Source organism: Mesorhizobium sp. WSM4822 (genome assembly GCF_055811155.1).
Window position 1 is genome coordinate 309,368 of the sequence record NZ_JBVVQM010000005.1, and the last position, 23,216, is coordinate 332,583.

Genomic DNA, 23,216 nt, shown 5'->3' on the forward strand with positions numbered 1-23,216 from the left:
GCCGAAATGACCGGGACAAGCGCCGAGACATCAGCGACCTCGCCGGAGGCGGTGGCGCAGCATCTGGCCGCCTCGCGCTATCTGGCCGATGAAAGCCTTTCGACCGCCATCTTCCTGGCAATCCGGCTGGGCAAGCCGCTGCTGCTCGAAGGCGCGCCGGGCGTCGGCAAGACGGAAGCGGCCAAAGCGATCGCCGAGCTGCTGGGCCGCGATCTGGTGCGGCTGCAATGTTATGAAGGCATCGACGCCGCGCACGCGCTCTACGAATGGAATTATCAACGCCAGCTGCTTGCCATCCGCCATGCCGGCGAGCATGAGATCGACATCTACGACGACCGTTTCCTGATCGCACGACCGCTGCTGCAGGTGCTGAAGGCGCCCGAGCAGCGCGTGCTGCTGGTCGACGAGATCGACCGCTCGGACCACGAATTCGAAGCGCTGCTTTTGGAATTCCTCTCCGACTTCCAGATCAGCATTCCCGAGCGTGGCACCATCCGCGCCGCCGCACAGCCGATCGTCATCCTGACCTCGAACCGCACCCGCGAGCTCGCCGAAGCGCTGCGCCGCCGATGCGTCTATCATTGGATCGGCTATCCCGACGCCGAGCGCGAGGCCGCCATCATCATGCTGCGCGCCGGCAATGTGGCTGAAGCAACGGCGCGCGCCGTGGCGGCGGCCGTGCAGACCATTCGCGCCCGCCCACTGGCCAAGCCGCCCGGCATCGCCGAGGCCGTCGAATGGGCCAATGCCGCCACCATCCTGGAGAAAGGCGGCAGCCCGTGGCCGGAAGCCTTCCGCCGCGCCATCGGCGTGCTGATCAAGGACGAGGAGGACCTCTCCTACATTGCGCCGGAGCTTGGCCGGATTGTCGAGGAGGCGCTGGCGTGACGCGCGAGGTCATTTTGCAATGCTGGCGGGAGAGCGCCCCCCTCTGCCCTGCCGGGCATCTCCCCCTCAAGGGGGGAGATCGGATGTCATCCCCGCTTTCGCTAATCGCTCACGTCGCCGAACAGAGCGAAGCGTCGAACCTGCCAATCTCCCCCCTTGAGGGGGAGATGTCCGGCAGGACAGAGGGGGGCGCCACGCAATGATGCGGGAAACAAGCTTGCCCCGCGCCGCCGTACCCCTCCTCGGCTTCGGCCGCTTGCTGCGCCGCTATGGTTTCGCCATCGCCCCCGAGCAGGTCTCCGGCTTCATGCAGGCGGTGACCCTGCTCGGGCCGCGCTCGATGGCAGACATCCGCGAGGCCGCCCTTGCCACGCTGGCGCCGCCGCCCGACCGCCGCGACGAATTCGAGGCGCATTTCCAGGGCCACTTTTATGGCAATACGTTCGCCGTGGTCGAAGGCGACGCCGACGAAGAAACTCGCATCAAGGATGATGGCGGCGCCGACGACGAACGGCTCGAGGCCGAACAAAGCCAAGAGGGCGGCGACCTCTCTTCGGCCCTGGAGCAGTTGAGTACCCGCGACTTCCAGCGCGACGACGACAGGCTGACCGCCTTTCGTCGCAAACTCTCGACCGCTTTACCAGCCCGGCGCTCCTTCCGTACGATACGCACCCACTCGCGCGGCAAGCTCGATTTGCGCCGGTCGCTGCGGGAAATCGTCAGCGCCGATGGCGACGTCCCCTCGCCGCTGCTGCGCCGCCGCCAGACCGTCCCGCGCAAGCTGCTGCTCCTAATCGACGTTTCCGGCTCGATGAAGCTGCACACAGCGGATTATCTCAAGCTGGCGCATGCGGCCGTGCAAGGTGCCGACCGCGCCGAGATATTCACCTTCGGCACGCGGCTGACGCGCATCACCACGGCATTGCGCATCCGCGACCGCGACCAGGCTCTGGCGCGCGCCGCGGCCCAGGTCGACGACTGGGACGGCGGCACCCGCATGGGACCGACGCTGCTCGCCTTCCTCTCGGTGCCGCGCTTCTCGTCGTTTGCACGCGGTGCCACGGTCGTGATCCTGTCCGACGCGCTGGAGCGCGGCGACCATGGTGAGCTGGAGACCGCGATACGCCGGCTGAGCGCCCGCGCTTTTCGACTGTCGCTGGCCACACCGTTGGCCGGTGACCCTCGCTTCCGGCCGGCAACAGCGGCACTGCGCGCAATCCTGCCTGACCTCGACGATCTGGTCGACGGCTCGTCGCTTGCCAGTCTCGCCGATTTCATCCTGTCGCTCGCCCGCCCTGCTCCAGCGGCGGCAGCCATCTGGAAGAGGGTTTCGTGATGCAAAAAGCCATCGACGCGCATTTTCACATCTGGCGCCAGAAGGACCAACCCTGGCTGGTCGGACCGATGGTGCCACGCATCTTCGGTCCCTACGAGCCGATCCGGCGCGACTATCCAATCGAGGAATTTCTGGCCGACCAGCAGGACGCCGGTGTCGAGAAGGCCGTCTACGTCCAGACCAACTGGGCCAAGGAAGATTTCGAGAAGGAAGTCGCCTTCCTGCAGAAGACTGCTGACGAAACCGGCTGGCCGCATGCCATCGTCGGCTATACCGACATGACCGTCGACGATATCAGGCCCCAGATCGATCGCTTGATGAAATACAAGCTACTGCGCGGCGTGCGCATGCAGCTACACTGGCACGAGACGCCGGCCTTCCGTTTCGCCGCCTCGGCCGACCAGGTGATCGACCCGAAGGTCGGCGCCAATGTGGCGCGGCTCAAGGATTATGGCCTGTCCTTCGACCTGCAGCTCTTCCCCGCCCAGATGAAGGACGGCCTGACGCTGGTCGGCGAAAACCCCGAAACAAATTTCATCCTCACCCATGCCGGCATGCTGACCGGCATGGAGCCGGAAACCACCGAAGCCTGGAAGGCAGGCCTGCGCACGCTTGCAGCCGCCCCCAACTTCTACGCCAAGCTCTCCGGCCTCGGCACCTTCGTCCATCGCAACGACCCGGCGCTGATTGCCTATATCGTCGACAACGCGATCGAGATCCTGGGCGCCGACCATTTGATGTTCGGCTCGAACTTCCCGATCGAAAAACTGTGGACCAGCCACGCCGAGCTGATCAAGGCGCACCGCGACGCGGTGGCGAAGCATGGTGCGGCGGCGGAGGCGGATATTTTCTGGAACACGGCGGAGAAGGTTTACCGGCCGGTGTGAGGCCTCACTTCACCTCGAACTGCGGGTCAACCGGAATCTGCATCGCCGTCACCAGATGGTTGGTCTGGCCGGCCAGCCCGATGATCGACACCAGCTCGCCATGCTGCGCATCGGTCATGCCCTTGGCTCGAGCCGCCGCCGTGTGCGAGTGGACGCAGTAGGAGCAGCCATTGGCGGTCGACACGGCAATGTAGATCATCTCCTTGGTCAGCGGGTCGATGGCGCTGTCAGCGACCATCACCACCTTCAACTGCTCCCAGATCCGCTTCAGCGCCGGAGGATCATTGGCCAGCCCGCGCCAGAAATTGTTGACGAAATCAGATTTGCGCGTCGCGCGGATGTCGTCGAACACGGCTTTCACGGCCGGGATTTTCTCGACCTCGGCATCGCTGAGGAGTTTCGTCGTGGCCATGGCGTTCCCTTTCGTTTGAATTGAATCAAGTGTTGAGCAATTACGGCCAACCACCTTGGATGAATCGGTTTTCAGCCCCTCACCTTCGTCATCCTAGAGCGAAGCAGGAGCGAAGCTCCGTCGCGGAGACCCTAGGATCCATTCCGTGACGTCTCTCGAAGTGTGCGGCGGAGCAGAATCCTGCGCCGCAGCGACGCATGGAAGTCGCGGCATGGATCCTCGGGTCTGCGCCGCGTCGCTACGCTCCTTGCTTCGCCCGTGGATGACGAAGGGATGGACGTCCCGGCCAATTATCGACGTACGCACCGCCCGGAAACCTAATGCACAGCCGCGTACATGATCTTCTCCTCCGTCGCCTCGGCCGGCGAAAACTCCTCGACGATGCGGCCCTGGCGGCAGACCAGGATGCGGTCGGACAGGTTCATGATCTCCGGCAGGTAAGACGAGATGACGACGACGGCCAAGCCCTCATCGGCCAGCCGGTTGATGATCTGATGGATCTCGGCGATCGCGCCGACATCGACGCCGCGCGTCGGCTCGTCGAAGATGACGATGCGCGGCTGCTGCACCAGCCCCTTGCCGATCACCACCTTCTGCTGGTTGCCGCCGGACAGTTCGACGACGCGCGCATTGTCGTTGATCGCCTTGATGTTCAGCGTCTTCGTCCATTCGGCTGAGAGCGCGCGCATTTCCTGCGCATTGATCACCCAGGCCTTTTCCCGGCCCGCCGCCAGCAGTCCGCCGAACAGGTTCTCGGCAATGCCCATCGTCTCGAAGATGCCCTCGCTCTTGCGATCCTCGGTGACATAGACGATGCCGTCGGCCACCGCCTCGCTCGGCACGAGATAGCGCACCGGCCTGTCATCGAGCTCGATGGCGCCGCCGCGCAGAAAGTCGCGCTTGTAGATGCCGGAGACGATCTTGAACGTCTCGGTCCGGCCGGAGCCAATCAGCCCGAACACGCCGGTGATCTGGCCCTCGAAGATCGAGAAGGACGTGTTGCGCACGACATTGCTCATCGAGATGTCCTGCACCGACAGCACCTTCTTGCCCGCCTTGCGAAGCTTCGCTTCGTCGCGCTGCCGGTAGATCTGCCCCGACAGCGTGCGCCCGACCATTGCGGACACGATCCTGTCGCGGTCGAAAGCAGACGTGTCGTCGGTGATGACCAGCTCGCCGTCGCGCAGGATGGTGATGCGGTCGGCAATATCGAGCGCCTCTTCCAGCGCGTGGCTGATGAAGACGATCGACACGCCGCTCGCCTTCAGCCGCCGGATCAGCGCGAAGAAGTGCCGCTTTTCTTCCGGCGTCAGCGTCGCCGTCGGCTCGTCGAAGATGATGATCTCGGCATTGTGGTGCACCGCGCGCGCGATCTCGACCATCTGCCGCTTGGCAGCACCCAGCGTCGCCACCATGGCGTTCGGGTCGACGGGAAAGTTCAGCGATTGCAGGAATTGCTGCGCCGAAATGTAGGTGCCGCGCAGCCGGTTGAGGAACTTTTCGGTGCCGAGATAGAGGTTCTGCGCCACAGTCATCGACGGCACCAGGCTCGTCTCCTGGAACACCATGGCGATGCCGGCTTCAAGCGCTGCATGCGGCGAGGCGTAGGCGATCTCTTGCCCCTTGTGGAACATCTTGCCCGAGGTGGCGTCGACCACACCGGCGATGATCTTGGTCAGCGTCGATTTTCCCGCGCCGTTCTCACCGAGCAGCGCGTGGATTTCGCCTTTGCGCAGGTCGAAGCTGACATTCTTCACCGCGGGCACGCCGCGGTAGTTCTTGGTGACATTCTCCAGACGGACAATCGGTTCCATCAGAAACCTCCCGTGGCGACGGAAAGGATGCAGTCGCCGCCCCTGGAGGCGATGAACAGAAGACCGTCCTTTTCCGTAACGCTGCAGATGCCATGGCGCGTGCCGTTGGCGCGGCTGTGCAGGCTGAATTGCGGCTGCATCTTCTGGTCGAGCCTGACCACCAGCCCGTAGGAGCGGCTCGGCGACCATGGCTTGTGGATGCCCATGGTGCGGATGCCGCCGCATTGCAGCGGCTCGAGGAAGCTGCGGCTGGAGGCCAGCGCTGGCGCGATCCAGTAGGCCGGCGGCACCTGGCTCAGCATGTCCTGACGGTAATGCGTTTCCTGTAGCACGAATTCGATCAGCCGGTTGCGCGGCGCAAACAAGGTCAGCCACGCCCCACCATCGGCGGAAGGCGACAGCCGCGCGGGATAGCCGGGCAGATGCGTCAGAACCGTCGAGCGGCTGCCCGTCGCGCCATCGAAACGCACCAACTGATGACGCCAGCTTTCGCAGACCAGCACATCCCTGCCGACAGGATGCAGCCCATAGGGAAAGGCAATCTCGCCGGCGACTTTGCGGAAATCACCGCCCGCGGCGTCTCGCTTCCACAGCGAACCGGAGGCACCCTTCTTCATCAGATCGGCGGCCCATTGCGACGGCGCGTGCTCGGCCGAGCCATTGGCCAGCCACAACGTGCCGTCATCCGCATAGGCAAGTGCGGTGATGCAGCTGAGGTCAGCCGGCAGCGAAACGTCGCTGCCGCCAATCAGCAGCTTTCCGCTTTCCAGCCCGACCGTCAGTTCACCGGATGGCGACAGCGCCAGCGCGGTGACGGCAGACGGAAAAGTCTCGATCACGACAGGTTCCGCTCCAGCCGCAATCGAATGGATGGCGTTGCCGCTGGAGGCCAGCAGCCTGTCACCGGCGACGAGCAGATTGTCTGGTTCCGTCATCTCGGCGAAAGCCGGCGCATCATCCAGCCGCGTATTGGGGCGAAAAGCGCCGTCGAGCGGCGGGATGGTGACCGCCTTGCCGCGAAACAGGCCAAGCACCGGATCGAGGATCATGGCTTTGCTCCCCAATAGGAAGCGGGACAGGTCCAGTTCGGGTCGGCGCCTGCGATCTTGTAGCGGCCGATGCGGTTGTTGAGGATGCCGCCGACGAACAGATATCCCTTGTGCTCGCGCATCGAGGTGACCATCGGGTGCGCGCCACCGGTGAGGTCGCCCATCGCCTCGACGATGCCGCCCTTCTCGTTGAACTTGACCACGCCGCCGGTGTTGATGTTGGGGAACAGCCATTCATCCTGCGGCAGCCGGCGCGTCATGCGCTTGCGCATGTCGGGATGGCGCAGCGACAGGTCGAAACTCGGCGTGCGCATGCCGAGCCACGCCATCCAGTAATTGCCATCGGAGGCGCGGTTGATGTTGTCGGGATAGCCCGGCATGTCGCGGATGACGCATTCGGCGGTGCCGGCTTTCGGTCCTTCCAGCCAGTAGCGATGCACGCGGCAGGCCCAGCTTTCGGCGAAGAACAGCGACTTGCCGTCATGCGCCATGCACACACCGTTGGTGTAGCGGTAGCCGTCGAGCAGCGTCTTCGTCGAGCCGTCCTTCGGGTCATAGACCAGCAGCCGGCCCGTGGCGCGGTTCTCGATCGAATCCAGCGCCCAGTCATGCGCGTCGTAGCGCTTGGTGGAGTCGGTGAAATAGATGCGCCCGTCGGGTGCGATGTCGCAGTCATTGGGATCGCGCAGCCGCGCATCGTCCACGATCGAGGTCCACGAACGCGACGTCTCCGCCGACAGGCGTTTAACCTCCCGATCCGGCGAGACCGAATAGAGCCCCATGGCGCCGACGCAGCTGATCAGATTGCCTGATTTGTCGAAGGCCAGCCCCAGGGGGAAACCGCCGATGTGAGCAAACACTTCGGATTTGACGTAGTCCGGCGCGAAGAAACGGACGATCTCGCCATGACGCGTGCCGCAATAGAGATTGTCGTCGCGGTCGAGAATGACGTCTTCAGGCCCTTCCAGCTCGCCAAGCCCGATATGCTCTGCGGCCGACAGCCGGTTGTCGAGTTCGTAGGGCGTTCCGGAGCCTGGTGCGGCCGACTTTGTCTCGCCCATCTTGAGATAGACCGGCGCAACATAGACCTCGTTCAGCACCTTGTGGCGGTTCTTCAGCCAGCGGATGTCGATGGTCACCGCGACCGCCAGCATGATGCCCAACACCATCTGGTTGGTGCCGGTGCCATAGCCCAGCCGGATCAGCCCGTTGGTCATGGTCAGCACAATGATGGCGCCCATCAGCCCCTTGATCACCGAGCCGCGGCCGCCGCCCAGGCTGACGCCGCCGACCACCGCCGCCGTCAGCGCCATGATTTCCAGATTGAGGCCGGTGCCCGGCCCTGCCCCACTCAGCCGGCAAGCGATGAGGAAGCCGCCGATCGAGGCGCAGAAGCCGGAGAAGACGTAGGTCATGAACACGGTGCGGCGCACGCGGATGCCGGCATTGTGCGCCGAGCGCCTGGAGCCGCCGACCGCCAGCACGTGCCAGCCCGGCCGTGAACGGGTCAGCGCGATATGGGTGACGATGGCCAGGATGATCGCCAGCCACACCGAGACCGACAGCCCCCAGAAGGTGCCGTCGCCGATGAAATCCAGCACGTCCGACGTGGCGCCGGAAAGTTGCACATCGGCGGCATAAGTGGTGACCAGGATGTCGAACAGCGCGCGGCCGAAGATGAAGGTGACCAGCGTGGTGAGAAAGGCGCGCAGCCTGAAATAGCCGACCAGATAGCCGTTGATCGCACCGAACAGCAATCCTGTGGCGATCGATGCGGCAAGCGCCAGCCACACGGACTGATCGAGGATGAAGAAGACATAGACCGCGGAAAAACAGGAGAGCGCGAAGATCGAACCGACCGACAGGTCGATGCCGCCGCCCAGCATGACCACCGTCATGCCGGTGACGATCAGCGAGAACTCGCCGAGCTGACGGGTCGAATCCTGCAGCGCCGTCAGCTTGAAGAAGCCCGGGATGAGCGAGCCGAAGGTTGCCAGCGTCGCCACCAGCGCCAGGAACGGAATGGCGTTGTCGGTCCAGCGCTTGGTCAGGATCTCGCCGACGACATGGTCGGGCACGAGATTGTAGCGCCAGGACTGGAGGCGTTCGCGAAAGGACATCAGGTCACTGCTGCAAGAGAAAAGACAAAGAGGTGGCCAGGCAATCCGACCACCTCATCGATATCGATTGAAGAGGCTTGGCTTACTTCGCCGCCGCTTCGGCCTGCAGGGCCTTCAAGTCCCAGCAGCTATCGGGCTTCAGGTCAGCCTTGGTCGTCGCCTTCTCCAGCGTGTAGATGTAGGTGTGCGAGGTGCCGGCCGGCTGGCCGCTCTGCAGCAGGAACTTGATGATGGCGTTCATGTCGCCCGACTGGCGGGCAAGATCGGTCATCACCACAGCGCCATAGGTGCCGTCCTGCAGCTTGTCGCAATCGGCCGCCTTCTCGCCACCGCCCGTGGTGACCAGGAACACCTTGCCGTCGAGCTTGGCGTCGCGGATCGCGGCAGCCGCGCCGGTGGCATCGCCGTCCCAGAAATCGATGATGGCGCAGATGTCGGGATTCTGCTGCAGCATCGTCGTCGTCACGTTGCGCGAGGTGGTCGCGTCCCAGTTGGAATCCGGCTTGGCCACCACCTTGAAGTCGGGGTTCTTGTCCAGCACCTTCATGATGCCGGCATATTGGTAGAGGCTCGACGAATTGGCCTGGTCGCCTTGCACCAAACCGAGCTTCTTGGAGGAGTTCGGGCCGCAGCCCTTGATCGCCGCTTCGGCCTCGAGCTGGCCGAGCCGGTCCCAGTCGCTGCCGACAAAGGCGTCGGCCGGGAAATTGGCCGGATTGTCGACCAAAATCACATAGGTGCCGGCGGCTTGCGCCTTCTTCATCAGCTTGGCATAGGAATTGAGGTCCGGCGAATGGATGATCAGCACATCCGGCCTGGTGTCCGACGAGATCGCGTCGGTGATCGCTTGCGCGCCGGCGTCGACGACCCAGTTCGGATCGCGTGTCTCGAAGGTGCCGCCCCAGGCTTCGACTTCCTTCTTCAGGAAATGCGTCCAGCCCTGTGCCAGGTCGAAACCCATCGCCATCGGCACCAGCATGACGCGCTTGCCCTTGAGCGCCTGTGCGTAAGCCGCCGGGCCAGGATCGTCGGCGGCAAAGGTTGGCGCCACGAAGGGGGTAACGGCAAGCGCCGTGGCCGCTGCCATGAGTGTTCTGATCAGTTTCATGTCACATCCTCTGGTTTGGTTTTGTTATCAGCGGCCGGCCCCAACCGTCCGCCGCAGTTCAGGTACTCTCTTGTTTGAGCATGATCTTTTCCGAAAACCGGTTTCCACTTTTCGGGATCATGCTCTAGATGTCGCCCTGCTGGGCGGTCTGTTCGTCACGTGGGTTGATGATGCCGTCGACGATGATGGCGCCGAGCAGGATCGCGGCCTTGATCAGGTTCTGGTAGAGCAGCGGGATGTCGATGATGGTCATGGCGTTGAGCAGGATGCCGATCAGTGCCGCCCCCACCAGCACGTTGCGCACCCCGCCCCGCCCGCCCGAAAGGCCGATGCCGCCGATCACGGCGACCAGCACGATGTCGTAGAGCAGCGTCGAATTGACGACGCGGGTGTTGATCGAATGCAGGCTCGCCGCCGTCAGCAGGCCGGCGACCAGTGCGACGAAAGCGGAAAGCACATAGCGCAGCACCAGCATCGGCCGCACCGGAATGCCGATGTTGCGGGCTGCAACCGGATTGTCGCCGGCGAAGTAGATGTAGCGGCCCCATTTGGTGTAGCGCAGGAACAGGAAGAAGAGGAAGGCGAGGCCGGCAAAGACGAACACCTCGACCGGAATATCGAGGAAGCGCAGGCCGCCGAGCAGCTCGACCCAGTGGCCCTGCGGCACCGGCACCGCATCCTGCGTGATCAGCTGCGAGCGCACATAGCCGAAGACGAAGGAGCCTGTCGCCAGCGTCACGAAGATCGCGGGCACATCGGCATAGGCGACGAGAAAGCCGTTGAGCAGGCCGATGGCCAGCACACCGGCCAGCACATAGGCGAAGGCCAGCCCGTCCGGCGTTCCCGAATTCAGAAGTTGCAGATACCAGGCGACAGACATCGCCATGATCGCCACGGCGGAGAGGTCGATGCCGCGTCCGATGATGACGACGGCCATGCCGAGCGCAAGGATGCCCAGCACCGACACCGAGCGGACGATGGCGACGAGATTGTTGGGGTCGATGAAACCTGGCAGGCCTATGGCCGCTGCAACGAACAGCACCACCGCTATGGCAAAGACAATGCCTTCCTGATTCAGGCTCCTGAAATTCGGCCAGCCGATCGTGTTCATGTCTGCGTTTGCCCCGATGGCAGCGCTGCCATCCCTGGGAAAGAACGCTAATCGGCCCAACGCCGGTTCGTCAAATGAATCCGCGCTCGGAACCCCGGCCGGCAACGATATTTGCCAAATGGACGCATCGATTGCCGAAGCTGGCGCAATGCTCGGAAAACTCTGCACTTTTGGCAATTGCTTGCGCCATAGCCGCCACTCGCGAAAAGGCTGCACCAAGGCGAAAGGACAGACGGAATTTATCTCCGCATTAGGCGGAAAAATCGATCTCAATTTCCCGGCGAGTGGCCGGAAACCTCCGCGCCCGCACCTGGCGGCAGCACGAGAAAACGCAACGCCGCCACCAGCCCGATGGCGCCGATCGCCAGGAAGGCTACTCGAAAATCCACAAGATCGAGGGCCGGCCGGTCCCTGGCGATCTGCGACAAATTGAGGATCGCCGCCGCCACCGCGACGCCGAACAGCATCGCCACCTGCTGCAGCATCGAGGACAGCGTCGCCGCCGAGCTTCGTTGCGCCGCATCGATGTCGGCGAAGGCCAGTGTGTTGAGCGCGGTGAACTGCATCGAGCGCGACAGGCCGGCGATCAGCATCAACGCCACCACCAGCGCTTGCGGCGTCTGCGGTGAGATCGCAGCACATGCCATGATCGCCGCCGAAGCGATCAGGCCGTTGACGACCAGCACCGACCGGAAGCCGAAACGGCGCAGCGTTGGTGTCGTCACCGTCTTCATGCCGAGATTGCCGAGGAAATAGGCCAGGATCATCAAGCCGGCATCGACGGACGAGAGGCCAAAGCCGACCTGGAACAGCAGCGGCAACAGGAACGGCGTGGCGTTGATCGCCACCCGGAAAATGGTGCCGGCGGCAAGCGTCGAGATGGCGAAGGTCAGCACCTTGAACGAGGAGAGATCGAGCAGCGGATGCGGCGCGCGCCTGAGATGCCGCACCGCCAGCCAGCCGATGACGATGCCGGCAACGATCAGCAACGCTGTAGGCAACACGCCGTCCTCCGGATGAGCAATGCGTTCAAGGCCATAGAGAAGCAGGGCAAGCCCCGCCGATGTCAGGAAAAAACCCGGCCAGTCGAGCGGCTTGGGGTCGGCTTCGCGATCGCCCGGAATGAAGCGGGCGACCAGCACCAACCCGACCACGCCAAGCGGGATGTTGATGAAGAAATTCCAGTGCCAGGACAGATAGGTGGTGATGAAGCCGCCGAGCACCGGCCCGATCACCGGCGCAAACAGCGCCGGCCAGGTGATCAGTGCCGTGGCGTTCAGCAGCTCCGACTTCGACGCATTACGCAGTACCAGGATGCGCCCGACCGGCGTCATCAGCGCGCTGCCGAGCCCTTGCACGACACGTGCGGCGACGAACTGGGTCAGGTTTTGCGAGACGCCGCAGGCAAGCGAGGCCAGGGTGAACAGGACGATCGCCAGCAGGAAGATGTTGCGTGCGCCGAACCGGTCGGCGAGCCAGCCCGACAGCGGCACGAATACGGCCATGGTCAGCATGTAGACGGTGATGCCGATGCTGATCGCTACCGCTGACACGCCGAAGGAAGCCCCCATCTGCGGCAGCGAGGTCGAGATGATCGTCGAATCCAGAAACTGCATGAAGAAAGCGATGGCGACGATCAGCGCCACGCGCCGCGCATTGGTGGCCGTTTCGGGTAAGGTTGCGGTCTCGGGAACGGCTGTCATGACGGAACCGGTTTGAACAGCATCTCACCTGCGGCGTCCAGAGACCTCGCAACAAACTTTCGTGTCCCGCCTTGGCCTGCTATGGGATGAACGGGGTGGCCGAGGAAAGTGTCCGCGTAACATGAAGCCCATCTACATCGACTACCTCAATGCCCTCGACATCGACGCCCTTGCCATGACCGATGGCGAAATCATTGCCGCCGTCGAGGCTGGCCTGGTTGCGCAAGGCAAGGGCCAGACGGTGATCGAACCACGCGTCCATCTCGAGCCGGACCCGTCCTTCCACGGCCATTTCAACGTCTTGCGCGGCTACGTCGCGCCGCTCGACACGGCCGGCGTCAAGATCGTCGGCGACTATGTCGACAATTACCTGCATGGCCTGCCTTCCGAATTCGGCATCCTCAACCTGTTCGACCCGCGCACCGGCGCGCCGCGCGCCATCCTCGACGCCACCGTCATCACCGACATGCGCACAGGCGCCGTCACCGCCATCGGCGCCAGGCATCTGGCGCGAAAGAATTCCAAATTGCTGGCCCATATCGGCGCGCGCGGCACCGCCTACTGGAATGTCCGCCTGCTCGACCATCTCTTCGATTTCGACGAGATCCGCGTCCATTCGCGCCGCCCGGAAAGCCGCGACGGTTTTGCCGCCAGACTGTCCGCCGATCTCGGCAAGACGGTGACGGCGGTGGCCGACTGGAAAAGCTGCATCGAGGGCGCCGACATTGTCGTCGAGGCCTCGCGGTTGCCGGAGCCGCAGCCATTGCTGAAGACCGAATGGATCAAGCCCGGCGCGCTGGTCGTGCCCTATGGCACGATGAGCGCGGTGGAACTGTCATTGACCGATATCATGCAGAAAATGGTCGTCGACGATTGGGGCCAGTGCAAGGGCGGCAAGTTCGGCTCGCTGCGCGCCCATGTCGAGACCGGGCGGCTGAGCGAGAAGACGCTGCATGCCGAGCTCGGCCAGATTGCCGCCGGTCTGAAAGCCGGGCGCGAAAGCGACGCCGAAACGATCCTGTTCTGGCATCGCGGCCTGTCGCTGTCCGACATTGCGCTGGGCAAGGCGATGCTGGCCAAGGCCCAAGTGCAAGGCATCGGCCAGCGGCTGCGCTTCGCATGAGCGCGCTCGTCCTCACCGGAACCGGCGTCGGTATTGACGATGTCGCTGCGGTCGCCCGCGATGGGCGCAAGGTGGAGGTTGGACCCGATGTCATCGGCAGGCTGGAGAAGGCACGAAAAGTGCTCGACCAGGCCGCCGCGTCCGGCCAGCAAATCTATGGCCTCAACACCGGGCTCGGCGCCAATCTCGGCACTGCTGTCGAAGGCGACGCGGGCGCCTTCCAGCGCCAGTTGCTTGAAGGACGCAGCGGCGCCGTCGGCGAGGTGCTGCCGGTCGAAGCCGTGCGGGCAACCATGGCCGCCCGCGCCGCGATGCTCTCGGTCGGCGGCTCCGGCCTGTCGCCTTCCGTCTTCGTCGCTTTGGTCGACGCGCTCAATGCCGGCGTCCATCCCGTCATGCCGTCGCTCGGCTCGATCGGCGCCGGCGACCTGGTGTTGATGACGGCACTCGCCCGCATGCTCACTGGCGATGGCGAAGCCGACTATCAGGGCCGTCTCATGCCGGCGGCCAAGGCGCTGATGATCGCGCGCCTCGCCCCCATCAGCCTGGCGCCGAAGGACGGCCTGTCGCTGATCAACGCCTCGGCGGTATCCGCCGGCAGCGGCGCGCTTGCGGTGACGGATGCGCTGACCGCCCTTGCCCGGCAACAGCAGGCCGGGGCGCTGACCATGGAAGGTTTTGCTGCCAACCGCACCATCCTCGACCCGCGCCTGCATATGGCGCGTCCGGCGGCAGGCCAGCAGCAAGCAGCCAAGGTGCTGCACGATCTGCTCGCCCGAGACGACGCGCCGGCGCCGACCACCTTGCAGGACCCGCTGTCGATCCGCTGCATGCCGTCGATCCATGGCGCGCTGATCGAGGCGATCGGTCAGGCGAGACAGGCTGTCGAGATCGAACTCAACGCCGCCGCCGACAACCCGCTGGTGCTGGGCGATGATGAGCTGGTGCTGTCGACCGGCAATTTCCACACAGCCTCGCTGGCGCTCGCCTTCGAGACGCTCGGCCTGGCGATCGCCCAATGTGCCGCGGCCAGTGCAGCCCGCTTCATCCAGCTCACCGGTTCGGGCCGCAATGGCCTGCCGAAATATCTGTCGCCGGTCGGCGGCGCCTCGGCCGGCCTCGTACCGCTGCAGAAGACGGTGACCTCGATCCTGGCCGCCATCCGCCACAAGGCCAATCCGGTGATGCTCGACTTCCTGGCCGTGTCGGAAGGAGTCGAGGATCACGCCACGCAGACGCCTCTGGCGGTGGCAAAATGCGCCGGGATGATTGCGCTGTGGCGCCGCCTGATCGCCTTCGAATTGATGGCCGCCGCACAGGCCGTCGACCTGCGCGACGGCTTCACATTGGCGCCACGCACCGCCGCAATTCACACGGCGATACGCTCGCTCGTCCCCATGCTGAAAGAGGACCGGCCGCTCGGTATCGACGCCGAGACGCTTTACGCCGCGCTCGCAGGCGGCAGTTGGCCGGCCTGACGTGGCTTCTCAGAAGACGATGGTCTTGTGGCCGTTGAGCATGACGCGGGCTTCGAGATGCAACTTGACGGCGCGCGCCAGCACCCGGCTTTCGATGTCGCGCCCGACAGCGACGAAGTCCTCGGCGCTCATCGCATGGGTGACGCGTTCGGTCTCCTGATCGATGATCGGACCCTCGTCGAGGTCGGAGGTGACGTAATGCGCCGTCGCACCGATCAGCTTGACGCCGCGGTCGAAGGCCTGGTGATACGGCTTAGCGCCCTTGAAGCTCGGCAGGAACGAATGGTGGATGTTGATCGCCCGTCCGAACAGCCGGTCCGACAGGCCTTTTGAAAAGACCTGCATGTAGCGCGCCAGGATGACCAGTTCGGCCCCCGTCCGCTGCACCAGGTCCAGCAGCTTCTGTTCCTGTTCGGCCTTGTTCTCCTTGGTGGTCGGCCAATGGTGATAGGGAATGCCCTCCAGCTCGGCGAAGCGGCGGGCATCCTCGTGGTTGGAGACGACGGCGGCAACCTCCGCGTTCAGCCAGCCGACCCTGATCTGGTACAGCAGATGGAGAAGCGCGTGGTCGAACTTGGAGACCATGACGATGATCTTCGGGCGGCGCGCCTGATCGACGAGCGCGGTCTTCATGCCGAAGCGGTCGACGCTTGATTTCAAGGCCCGCTCCAGGCTGTCCCTGGTCGAGCCTGGCGGGCTGATGAAGGCTATCCGCATGAAAAAGCGATTGGTCTGCCGGTCCCAGAACTGGCTGCTTTCGGCGATGTTGGCGCCGTTCGCGGCAAGCTCCGCCGTGACGGCGGCAACGATTCCCGGCCGATCCTCGCAGGAAAGCGTGAGAATATGAACCGGCGCGGCCTCGTCCGTCGCCTCATTGCCTTGAGATTTCACGCCCTGTCGACCCTTTTCGTGAACAGGCTGAGCTCAGCCGGATCCATATGCACCACATGCTTGTCTTCGGGATAGGCGAGACTGTTGACATCGGCAACATACTCCGAGAACGCGGCGATGCGCTCGGCCTGCAAACGATCATATTCGGCGGCGAAATTGCGATAGACCTTGGAATGGCGAGGCATGTGGCCCCGGGTCTGGCCGAGAATGTCGTCGGCGAACAGATATTGCGCATCGCAACCGGTGCCCGCCCCCATCGACAGCATGATCAAGGATGTGCGTTCCGAGATCGCCTTGGCCACCTCGACCGGCACGACCTCGATCTCGGCGCCGATGGCGCCTGCGGCCTCCAGTTGTTTCACCGCCGCGAAGACCTCCATGGCGGTGTCGGCGGTCTTGCCGACCGCCTTGAAGCCGCCGGTCCAGGTGGCCCGTGACGGGATCAGCCCGACATGGCCGATCACCGGGATATTGTCATCGGCCATCCGCTTGACCGTGGCGTAGCCGGCGCTGCAATAGACCGCGTCGGCGCCGGCCTTGTAGAGCCGGAAAGCCCAGCGCACGAAATCGTCCGCCGTGCCGATCTCGTAGAAATTGTCGCCTGGCATGGTGAACAGGCTGGGTGCGGCGTCCCGGTATTGCGGGTTGAGCACCAGTTCGGGCGGCACCGAGACGATGTCGACCCCTGCGCGCTCCGCGGCCTCTGCCTCGTCCATCGTCAGCACGCGCAGCATGGTCAGCTGGCGCTTGCCTTTCATGGCGCGCAAATCCGCCACCGTCGGTCTTTTTCGGCTCATCAAAAGGGTTCCCTCAGTTGCATTCGGCGGCAGGTCAGCCGATCTGGATCATCACTTTGCCAGCCTCGACCTTCACTGGATAGGTGGCGAGATTGACGCATACCGGTGCGCCTCGAGCCACGCCCGTCTTGTAGTTGAAGCGGCCATTGTGCTTGGGACATTCGATGATGTCGTCCATCACCAGCCCATCGGCCAGATGCGCCTTCTCATGCGTGCAGTATCCGTCGGTTGCGAAGTACTCGTCATCGGGACTGCGATAGATGGCGAAGGTCCGGCCGCCATGATCGAAGCGGATGACATCCTCTTCCTCGACATCGTCGACGCCGCACGCTTCAACCCAGTCGGCCATCTCTCGTCTCCTGCAACTCTATTCCGCCGCCGCCGGAACGGTCAGCGCATGGAACTCGTCCCGGTATGGCTTGGCCGTCGGCGGCAATTCACGCTTGAGAAAATAGTCCTCGTACTGAAGCTGCTTGATGAGCACCGGCCAGACCTCGCGATAGGCATGCCACATCGAAGGGTTCGGCTCGGGCAGATCGTGCTTGATTAATTCATGCAGCCTCGGCAGCGCGTGATACGGCACCATCGGGAACATGTGATGTTCGACATGATAGTTCATGTTCCAGTAGATGAAGCGGCTGATCGGGTTCATGTAGACGGTGCGCGTGTTCAGCCGGTGGTCGGTGACATTATCGGCCAGGCCGATATGCTGCAGCAGGCCGGTCAGCACCATGTGCCAGCTGCCGTAGAGGCGCGGCAGGCCGATCAGCACCAGCGGCAGGAACGACCATAAATAGAGCGCCAGCACGATCGTCGCGACATAGATGGCGACATGCCAGCGCGCGGCTTTGACCACCTTGTGAAGCTCCATCTCGGGAATAAAGCTTTTCTCGTCGGGCGAGATGCTGCCGAACGCATTGCGCACAAGCGACGGCAGCGAATAGCGGAAATCGAGAATGCCGGTGAAGGCGAGTGCGGCGCGCAGCAGGTCCGGCGGACGCATCACCGCGATCTCGGCGTCGCGGCCGACGATGATCGTGTCGGTGTGATGGCGGGCATGGCTCCAGCGCCAGGTCACCGGGTTGCGCATCAGCATGAAACTGGCGATCTGGTAGACGGCATCGTTCATCCAGCGCGTGCGGAAGGCGGTGCCGTGGCCGCACTCGTGCCAGCGCGAGTCGCTGGACGAGCCATAGAGCACGCCATAGACGAGCAGGAACGGCACCACCCACCACGTCCCCCAGAACCAGGCGATCCCGGCGGCGGAACCCAATATGGCAGCGATCCAGATGATCGTGTCGCGGATCGCCGGCCCGTCCGAGCGTTGCATCAGCTCTTTCATCGCCTTGCGCGGCACATCGGTGTGATACCACTCGGCCGAGGCCAGCCCGGTCTCGATCGCGATGCGCGTGCTTTCCCCGACCAGGCTGTAGTCGCGCTTTTTCTCCATCACATCGACCTCCGATTTCCGGCCCGCCAGCCGGAGCATTCGTTTCGCATCATGCCCTGTCCGCCAATCCCGGGAAATTGCCCGACGGCACAGGATAATCCTGTTGCGGCTGCCTGGCGATCGACGCGATCTTTGCTTCGGCCGCCGCGATCGCGCCGGCGCCGTCGAGCACTCGGAACACCGCGTCGTAAGAACGGCTTTCGCCATGCTCCAGCCAGATCATCTCGCCTCGCTCGCGCGCCGCGAGATTGCCCAAGACATGGTGTGTCGAGGGCTCTATGCCCAGCGCATACTGCCCTGCCTGGAAATTCTGCCATTGGTAGGCGCAAGGCAGCTGATCCTTGCGCGTGATCACTTCGAAGCCGAGCCCGAGCTGATCGTTGACCACCGCCACCGGCACCTCGCCATTGGCGTCCGCCGCCATCTCATGCTGCCAGACCTGCTCGCTGAAGCCCAGTCGCGGCGCCGGCACGGTGCGGTAGCCGACCTTCTGCGCCTCGTAGCGTTCGCCTGCATGGCCAGCCCAGACGACGTCGCGGATCGGCGCCAGATAGCGCGAACCCTCGTCGAGCAAGGGGTGGCTGACATTGACGTGGTAAAAATACATGTGCGGCGTGCGATTGAAGCCATGGTTGACGACGCGGTCCGACAGCCGGATCTCGTTGCCGCCGACATCGGCCTCGATACGCCGGATCAGATGCAAATCCTCGCCGAACACCGCCGATTGCTGAACGATGCCTTCGGCCCAAAGCACGCAGCGGTCGCCATCCCAGGCCTCGCCATAGCCGGTCAGCCGCGCTGGAATGGTGCCGACGCGGCCATGCATCGAATGGATCACGGTCTTCTTGCCCGGGTAGTTGTAGCTATCGGCAGGCACCTCTTCGCGGCCCAATATGTGGTCGAGGCCGCAGGTGACAAGCAGGCCTGAAAACGAGCGCGCCCAGGCGAGTCCCCCTTCCCCCTCATAATCGTGCAGGCCGGGGTGGCGAAAACCGCTCGGCGAATGCCAGCCGATCGCCTGGCCCTTGAAGTCGCAATCGGCGATATCGAGCGCCCGGTCGACCAGCGTCGTGAAGCGCAGCCCCGTGCCGGTACGGAACTCCAGCATGCGGATGCCGCGTTCCACCCCATCGCCAAGCGTCATCAGCCGCACGCCGGCAAATTGCGACAGCATGCCCGAACGTTCCGACACCTGCCGGCGCGAAAGCGTCTTGCCGTAGAGTTCTACCATGTGACGGCCAACTTCTTCACTTCGCTCTCGTCTCTTTCAGCAGGGCCGACATATCGGCGCCGGTGATGATGCTCTCCACCGTCAGGAGATCGGTATCGGCAACCGTCTGCTCGGCGACGATCTCGCCGCGGCGCATGACGATGATGCGGTCGGCGACCTGGAACACGTGGTGGATGTTGTGGGTGATCAAAAGCACGGAATGACCGGCGTCGCGCACCTCCTTGACGAAGCGCAGCACGCCATGGGTTTCCTCGACACCGAGATTGTTGGTCGGCTCGTCGAGGATGATGACCTTGGCGGCGAACTGCATGGCGCGAGAAATCGCGATCGACTGCCGCTCGCCACCCGACAGCGTCGAGACCAGCGCATCGGCGTCGAGTTTTTTCGAGATGCCGACGCGCTTCAACAGCGCCGACGCCGCATCGCGCAATTTGGCGAAATCGAGCGGCGCGAACACGCCCAGCCATTTCAGCTTGACCGGTTCGCGCCCAAGGAAAAGATTGCGCGCAATGCTGAGATCCGGCGCCAGAGACGTATCCTGGTGGATGGTCTCGATGCCGAGGTCCATTGCATCGCGCGTCGAGCGGATCGAGACCTTCTCGCCGCGCACATAGATGTCGCCACGGTCGATCGGAAACACACCGGAAATCGCCTTGATCAGCGTCGATTTGCCGGCGCCATTGTCGCCGAGCAAGGCCACCACCTCGCCCTCCTTGAGGGCAAAGGACGCATTCTTCAGCGCCCGAACGCTGCCGAAGGATTTTTGCAGATTCTGCAGCCGGAGAACTTCCATGATCAGCCCCTTGCAGCGTTCTTCTGCAGCAAAGCGTGCAGGATGAGCATGGCGAGGATGATGAGGCCGACGAAGATGTTGTAGGCGAGGCCCGGCACGCCGATCAGCACGATGCCGTTGCGGATCGCGCGCAGCATCAGCGCGCCCACGATGGTGCCGAGGATCGTGCCGCGCCCGCCGGTCAGCGCCGTGCCGCCGACCACCACCATGGCGATCACTTCGAGCTCATAGCCGGTGCCGGCCACCGGTGAGGCGGCCGAGATGCGGAAGGCGCTGATCATGCCGGCCAGTCCCGCAAGGACCGAAGTCAGGATGAACAGCCACACCTTGACGGCGTCCGCCGGCACGCCGCGCGCCACCGCCGCGTTCCGGTTGGAGCCGATGGCGCTGATCCAGTTGCCGAGCTTGGCATAGCGCAGCACGTAGATCGCCAGCAGCGAGAGACCGATGAACCACCACAGCGAGGTGTAGAACCGGAACGACCCGACATTGAAGCTGCCGGCCAGCAGCGTGACGAAAAAGCCTGGCTGGTCCCAGGATTTCAGCGGAAAGCCCTGCGTGATGTAGAGCGCCGCCCCGCGCACCACGAGCAGCATGGACAGCGTGACCAGGAAGGACGAAATGCCGATCTTGGTGACGATCAGCCCGTTGATGGCGCCGATGGCGATGCACAGCAGAAGCCCGGCCAGAAGCGCGATGCCGATATCGACGCCTCCGTTCTGCACCAGAAGCATGACGACGACCGGCGCCAGCCCGAACACGGCACCAACCGATAGGTCGAATTCGCCCGCCGTCAGAAGCAGCGTCATGCCGAGCGCGATAATGCCGAGCTCGGGGAGGAACGCCATCATGTTGGAGATGTTGAGCGGCGACAGGAAATTGGCATCGGCGATGGCGAACACCGCGAGCAGGACAATGAGGATGACGAGCGAGGAGAATTGCGGCGAGCGCATAAGGCTCGATCTACGTTTCCCGACAGGCATTTCGTCTTCTGCGGCGATCATCATGACTGCTTGAACCATGCTTTGAAATGGTGCCCGCGGCCTGCGCCGCGGGCACCGGTTTTCACTTCGTGTCGTAGAGTTTCAGGATCGGTTCGACGCTCGAGGCGTCGTAGAGGCTGAAAGTATGGATGTCGTAGCCGATCGGTTCGCCCGACGCGGCGAGCCCGAGCAGCGCCACCGGCATGAAGCCTTGCGCAGACGGGAACTGCCAGGCGGCCGCGTTGACGAAGCCGGACTTCACGGCTTCCGCGGTTTCCTTCGAATTGCCCCAGCCGACGACCGGGATCTTGCCGGCCGGCACACCGGCGCCGTCGAACACCCGCTTGACGCTGGCCGCGACGGAATCGCCGAGCGCGATGATCGCCGGCGGATTGTTGGCCACCATATAGTCGGTCATCTTGGCAATGATGCCGGCCGGGTCGGTGCCGCAATCGACCACATCATATTTGATCCCCAACGGATCGAAGACGCTGGCGATGCCTTCGGTCTCCAGCTGCTGATAGCTGGCGCCAGGCACTTCCACCGGCAGGAACACCTTGTCGCCCTGCTTCACCATCTTGTGGTCGACAAGATACTTGGCCCAGATGACCCCCGCCTCCTTGAGATCGGCGCCGACATAGGCCTGCCGTCCGGTCGCCGGATCGTCTGTGTTGAAGAACACGATCGGGATCCCGGCCGCCTTGGCAGCCTTCACTTCCTCGGTCCACAGGCCCGGCTGGGCCGAGGTGGTGGCGATGCCGTCGGGCTTGGCCGCAAGCGCGGAATTGAAGGCCTCCTTCTGCGCCGCCATGTCGCCGCCGCTGAAGGAGATCTTGCAGGTCACCTTGAGCTGGTCGCAGGCTTTGGTCGCGCCGGCATTCCAGTCCAGCCAGAACGCATCCGACGGACCGCCATGCGACAGCAGATAGAACGTCTTCTGGCCATCCTGCGCCATTGCCGGCGAGGCGAATGCGATGCCCGCGAACACAGTCGCGGCCGCTGCCAGTTTCAATCCGAATTTCAACACTGCAATTCCTCCCTTGTTGTTGCTTCCAAGCCGGATGCACCGCCGGCAAAGGGCGGCGCACAGCTGGTCAGAGACCGTTGGCGCGGAACTTGTCGTCGAGAAATTTCTTGGCCCTCGGCACGTCGTCTTCCGAAAGGTGTTCGATGATCACCGGGATGTTCGGGTTCTTCTGCGACAGGCGCTGCAGATAGAGGTCGTAGTTCAGCGAGCCGGTGCCCGGCGCGTTGAGGACCATCTCGCCAACGCCGCGGAAGGTGTGCGAGGCCAGCGCGTCGTCATCGCCGATGTCCGCATGCTTCTCGCTCTTGTCGTCGCCGGCTCGTGCGACATCCTTGGCATGCGCGATCTTGACCTTGTCGGCCAGCGTGTCGAACACCTGGTTCAGCACCTTGTCCATCTGGTCGATGTTGTGGCTTTCGAAGTAGTTGGTCGGATCCATCAGCAGGCCGAGGCCCGGATGGTCGACCTGCGCGAACATCCTCACCGTTTCCTCGACCGAGCCGACGACATTGTTGACGTAGGTTTCGAGCAGGAACATTGAGCCGTGGTCATAGGCTTCCTGCGCCAGTTCGGAGATCACCTTGCGGCACATCTCAAAACCCTCTTCGGACTTGTTCTTGGGATCGCTCATCCACTCGCTCTCGGTGTTGTAGGTACCGGTCTCCGAGATCACGTAAGGACTGCCGAGCTGGCGGGCGTTGCGGATGATTTCCTTCAGCCGATCGACATTCGCCTTGCGGTGCGCGAGGTCGGGATGAATGACATTGGTGTAGCCCGAGATGCAGCAGATCGGCAGGTCGTGGGCACGGAACGTGTCGCGAACCTTCTTGGCCTTATCCTTGGTGATCTGGCCGGCCGACAGGTCGATATCCTTGAAATGAAGGTCGAGCTGCACGGTGTTGAAACCGTGGCCACGGATCTTCTTCGCCGTCTCTTCGAGGCCGTACGGGAAATAGCCCGTGAAAATACCTGCCTGCATCATAGTGTGAATTCCTCCCTGTAAGCGATTCAGTTG

21 protein-coding genes are annotated in these 23,216 nt (G+C 63.5%); 5 read left to right on the forward strand and 16 right to left on the reverse strand.

Going from position 1 to position 23,216, the window contains the following annotated elements:
• Nucleotides 1-6: 6 nt before the first annotated feature.
• The 3 genes from AC0L3E_RS14530 (at nt 7) to AC0L3E_RS14540 (ending at nt 3,111) form a co-directional block, all read left to right on the forward strand.
• The gene (locus tag AC0L3E_RS14530; protein ID WP_128309883.1) at nt 7-888 is read left to right on the forward strand and encodes an AAA family ATPase; all 882 of its coding nucleotides are present in this window, start codon (nt 7-9) and stop codon (nt 886-888) included.
• Nucleotides 889-1,087: 199 nt separating this feature from the next.
• Complete coding sequence (locus AC0L3E_RS14535; protein WP_473605018.1) at nt 1,088-2,224, forward strand: vWA domain-containing protein; 1,137 nt, start codon at nt 1,088-1,090, stop codon at nt 2,222-2,224.
• Nucleotides 2,224-3,111, forward strand: a complete 888-nt coding sequence (locus tag AC0L3E_RS14540; protein WP_473605019.1) for an amidohydrolase family protein — start codon at nt 2,224-2,226, stop codon at nt 3,109-3,111. The genes AC0L3E_RS14535 and AC0L3E_RS14540 overlap by 1 nt, the downstream gene beginning before the upstream one ends.
• A gap of 4 nt (nt 3,112-3,115) precedes the next feature.
• On the opposite strand, the gene AC0L3E_RS14545 is transcribed toward AC0L3E_RS14540, so the two are convergent.
• The 7 genes from AC0L3E_RS14545 to AC0L3E_RS14575 form a co-directional block, all read right to left on the reverse strand.
• Nucleotides 3,116-3,523 (reverse strand): carboxymuconolactone decarboxylase family protein, encoded by a 408-nt coding sequence (locus AC0L3E_RS14545; protein WP_063172539.1) that lies wholly within the window; start codon nt 3,521-3,523, stop codon nt 3,116-3,118.
• Between the two features lie 317 nt (nt 3,524-3,840).
• Nucleotides 3,841-5,337: a sugar ABC transporter ATP-binding protein gene (locus tag AC0L3E_RS14550; RefSeq protein WP_292457994.1), complete on the reverse strand. Its 1,497-nt coding sequence runs from the start codon at nt 5,335-5,337 to the stop codon at nt 3,841-3,843.
• Nucleotides 5,337-6,386: an SMP-30/gluconolactonase/LRE family protein gene (locus AC0L3E_RS14555; protein ID WP_473605020.1), complete on the reverse strand. Its 1,050-nt coding sequence runs from the start codon at nt 6,384-6,386 to the stop codon at nt 5,337-5,339. Before AC0L3E_RS14555 ends, AC0L3E_RS14550 begins: the two co-directional genes overlap by 1 nt.
• The gene (locus AC0L3E_RS14560; RefSeq protein WP_128309908.1) at nt 6,383-8,506 is read right to left on the reverse strand and encodes an ABC transporter permease; all 2,124 of its coding nucleotides are present in this window, start codon (nt 8,504-8,506) and stop codon (nt 6,383-6,385) included. The genes AC0L3E_RS14555 and AC0L3E_RS14560 overlap by 4 nt, the downstream gene beginning before the upstream one ends.
• An 82-nt stretch (nt 8,507-8,588) precedes the next feature.
• On the reverse strand, nt 8,589-9,614 hold the full coding sequence (locus AC0L3E_RS14565; RefSeq protein ID WP_473605021.1) for a sugar ABC transporter substrate-binding protein: 1,026 nt from the start codon (nt 9,612-9,614) through the stop codon (nt 8,589-8,591).
• A gap of 124 nt (nt 9,615-9,738) precedes the next feature.
• A complete protein-coding gene (locus tag AC0L3E_RS14570) occupies nt 9,739-10,725 on the reverse strand; it encodes an ABC transporter permease (protein ID WP_236382988.1) in 987 nt (328 codons plus the stop codon).
• A gap of 269 nt (nt 10,726-10,994) precedes the next feature.
• The gene (locus AC0L3E_RS14575; RefSeq protein WP_473605022.1) at nt 10,995-12,428 is read right to left on the reverse strand and encodes a DHA2 family efflux MFS transporter permease subunit; all 1,434 of its coding nucleotides are present in this window, start codon (nt 12,426-12,428) and stop codon (nt 10,995-10,997) included.
• A 121-nt stretch (nt 12,429-12,549) separates the two neighbouring features.
• Here AC0L3E_RS14575 and AC0L3E_RS14580 point away from each other — a divergent pair, with 121 nt between their 5' ends.
• Together AC0L3E_RS14580 and AC0L3E_RS14585 are read left to right on the forward strand one after the other, a co-directional pair.
• Nucleotides 12,550-13,551, forward strand: a complete 1,002-nt coding sequence (locus AC0L3E_RS14580) for an ornithine cyclodeaminase family protein (protein ID WP_473605023.1) — start codon at nt 12,550-12,552, stop codon at nt 13,549-13,551.
• A complete protein-coding gene (locus AC0L3E_RS14585; protein ID WP_473605024.1) occupies nt 13,548-15,029 on the forward strand; it encodes an HAL/PAL/TAL family ammonia-lyase in 1,482 nt (493 codons plus the stop codon). The genes AC0L3E_RS14580 and AC0L3E_RS14585 overlap by 4 nt, the downstream gene beginning before the upstream one ends.
• Before the next feature lie 9 nt (nt 15,030-15,038).
• Here the strand turns inward: AC0L3E_RS14585 and purU are convergent, their stop codons facing one another.
• The 9 genes from purU to AC0L3E_RS14630 form a co-directional block, all read right to left on the reverse strand.
• A complete protein-coding gene (purU, locus tag AC0L3E_RS14590; RefSeq protein ID WP_128309564.1) occupies nt 15,039-15,920 on the reverse strand; it encodes a formyltetrahydrofolate deformylase in 882 nt (293 codons plus the stop codon).
• Nucleotides 15,917-16,717 (reverse strand): 3-methyl-2-oxobutanoate hydroxymethyltransferase, encoded by an 801-nt coding sequence (locus AC0L3E_RS14595; protein WP_128309565.1) that lies wholly within the window; start codon nt 16,715-16,717, stop codon nt 15,917-15,919. Before AC0L3E_RS14595 ends, purU begins: the two co-directional genes overlap by 4 nt.
• A 34-nt stretch (nt 16,718-16,751) precedes the next feature.
• Nucleotides 16,752-17,066, reverse strand: coding sequence for a MocE family 2Fe-2S type ferredoxin (locus AC0L3E_RS14600; RefSeq protein WP_013530832.1), 315 nt, complete (start codon nt 17,064-17,066; stop codon nt 16,752-16,754).
• An 18-nt stretch (nt 17,067-17,084) separates the two neighbouring features.
• Nucleotides 17,085-18,167 (reverse strand): fatty acid desaturase family protein, encoded by a 1,083-nt coding sequence (locus AC0L3E_RS14605; RefSeq protein WP_473605097.1) that lies wholly within the window; start codon nt 18,165-18,167, stop codon nt 17,085-17,087.
• Nucleotides 18,168-18,216: 49 nt separating this feature from the next.
• Entirely contained in the window at nt 18,217-19,398 is a 1,182-nt protein-coding gene (locus AC0L3E_RS14610; RefSeq protein ID WP_128310029.1) for an aldose 1-epimerase family protein, read from the reverse strand.
• Nucleotides 19,399-19,414: 16 nt separating this feature from the next.
• Nucleotides 19,415-20,197: an ATP-binding cassette domain-containing protein gene (locus AC0L3E_RS14615; protein WP_164761550.1), complete on the reverse strand. Its 783-nt coding sequence runs from the start codon at nt 20,195-20,197 to the stop codon at nt 19,415-19,417.
• Nucleotides 20,194-21,195, reverse strand: a complete 1,002-nt coding sequence (locus AC0L3E_RS14620) for an ABC transporter permease (RefSeq protein ID WP_127267579.1) — start codon at nt 21,193-21,195, stop codon at nt 20,194-20,196. Before AC0L3E_RS14620 ends, AC0L3E_RS14615 begins: the two co-directional genes overlap by 4 nt.
• 61 nt (nt 21,196-21,256) lie before the next feature.
• Nucleotides 21,257-22,201: a sugar ABC transporter substrate-binding protein gene (locus AC0L3E_RS14625; protein ID WP_127267574.1), complete on the reverse strand. Its 945-nt coding sequence runs from the start codon at nt 22,199-22,201 to the stop codon at nt 21,257-21,259.
• A gap of 67 nt (nt 22,202-22,268) precedes the next feature.
• Nucleotides 22,269-23,183: a sugar phosphate isomerase/epimerase family protein gene (locus AC0L3E_RS14630; protein WP_127317901.1), complete on the reverse strand. Its 915-nt coding sequence runs from the start codon at nt 23,181-23,183 to the stop codon at nt 22,269-22,271.
• Between the last annotated feature and the right edge of the window lie 33 nt (nt 23,184-23,216).

What these genes read in the sequence shown, in the direction of transcription:
- AC0L3E_RS14530 (WP_128309883.1), top strand. Translation starts at nt 7, where the DNA reads ATGACCGGGACAAGCGCCGAGACATCAGCGACCTCGCCGGAGGCGGTG.
- AC0L3E_RS14535 (WP_473605018.1), top strand. Translation starts at nt 1,088, where the DNA reads ATGATGCGGGAAACAAGCTTGCCCCGCGCCGCCGTACCCCTCCTCGGC.
- AC0L3E_RS14540 (WP_473605019.1), top strand. Translation starts at nt 2,224, where the DNA reads ATGCAAAAAGCCATCGACGCGCATTTTCACATCTGGCGCCAGAAGGAC.
- AC0L3E_RS14545 (WP_063172539.1), bottom strand. Translation starts at nt 3,523, where the DNA reads ATGGCCACGACGAAACTCCTCAGCGATGCCGAGGTCGAGAAAATCCCG.
- AC0L3E_RS14550 (WP_292457994.1), bottom strand. Translation starts at nt 5,337, where the DNA reads ATGGAACCGATTGTCCGTCTGGAGAATGTCACCAAGAACTACCGCGGC.
- AC0L3E_RS14555 (WP_473605020.1), bottom strand. Translation starts at nt 6,386, where the DNA reads ATGATCCTCGATCCGGTGCTTGGCCTGTTTCGCGGCAAGGCGGTCACC.
- AC0L3E_RS14560 (WP_128309908.1), bottom strand. Translation starts at nt 8,506, where the DNA reads ATGTCCTTTCGCGAACGCCTCCAGTCCTGGCGCTACAATCTCGTGCCC.
- AC0L3E_RS14565 (WP_473605021.1), bottom strand. Translation starts at nt 9,614, where the DNA reads ATGAAACTGATCAGAACACTCATGGCAGCGGCCACGGCGCTTGCCGTT.
- AC0L3E_RS14570 (WP_236382988.1), bottom strand. Translation starts at nt 10,725, where the DNA reads ATGAACACGATCGGCTGGCCGAATTTCAGGAGCCTGAATCAGGAAGGC.
- AC0L3E_RS14575 (WP_473605022.1), bottom strand. Translation starts at nt 12,428, where the DNA reads ATGACAGCCGTTCCCGAGACCGCAACCTTACCCGAAACGGCCACCAAT.
- AC0L3E_RS14580 (WP_473605023.1), top strand. Translation starts at nt 12,550, where the DNA reads ATGAAGCCCATCTACATCGACTACCTCAATGCCCTCGACATCGACGCC.
- AC0L3E_RS14585 (WP_473605024.1), top strand. Translation starts at nt 13,548, where the DNA reads ATGAGCGCGCTCGTCCTCACCGGAACCGGCGTCGGTATTGACGATGTC.
- AC0L3E_RS14595 (WP_128309565.1), bottom strand. Translation starts at nt 16,717, where the DNA reads ATGAGCCGAAAAAGACCGACGGTGGCGGATTTGCGCGCCATGAAAGGC.
- AC0L3E_RS14600 (WP_013530832.1), bottom strand. Translation starts at nt 17,066, where the DNA reads ATGGCCGACTGGGTTGAAGCGTGCGGCGTCGACGATGTCGAGGAAGAG.
- AC0L3E_RS14605 (WP_473605097.1), bottom strand. Translation starts at nt 18,167, where the DNA reads ATGGAGAAAAAGCGCGACTACAGCCTGGTCGGGGAAAGCACGCGCATC.
- AC0L3E_RS14610 (WP_128310029.1), bottom strand. Translation starts at nt 19,398, where the DNA reads ATGGTAGAACTCTACGGCAAGACGCTTTCGCGCCGGCAGGTGTCGGAA.
- AC0L3E_RS14620 (WP_127267579.1), bottom strand. Translation starts at nt 21,195, where the DNA reads ATGATCGCCGCAGAAGACGAAATGCCTGTCGGGAAACGTAGATCGAGC.
- AC0L3E_RS14630 (WP_127317901.1), bottom strand. Translation starts at nt 23,183, where the DNA reads ATGATGCAGGCAGGTATTTTCACGGGCTATTTCCCGTACGGCCTCGAA.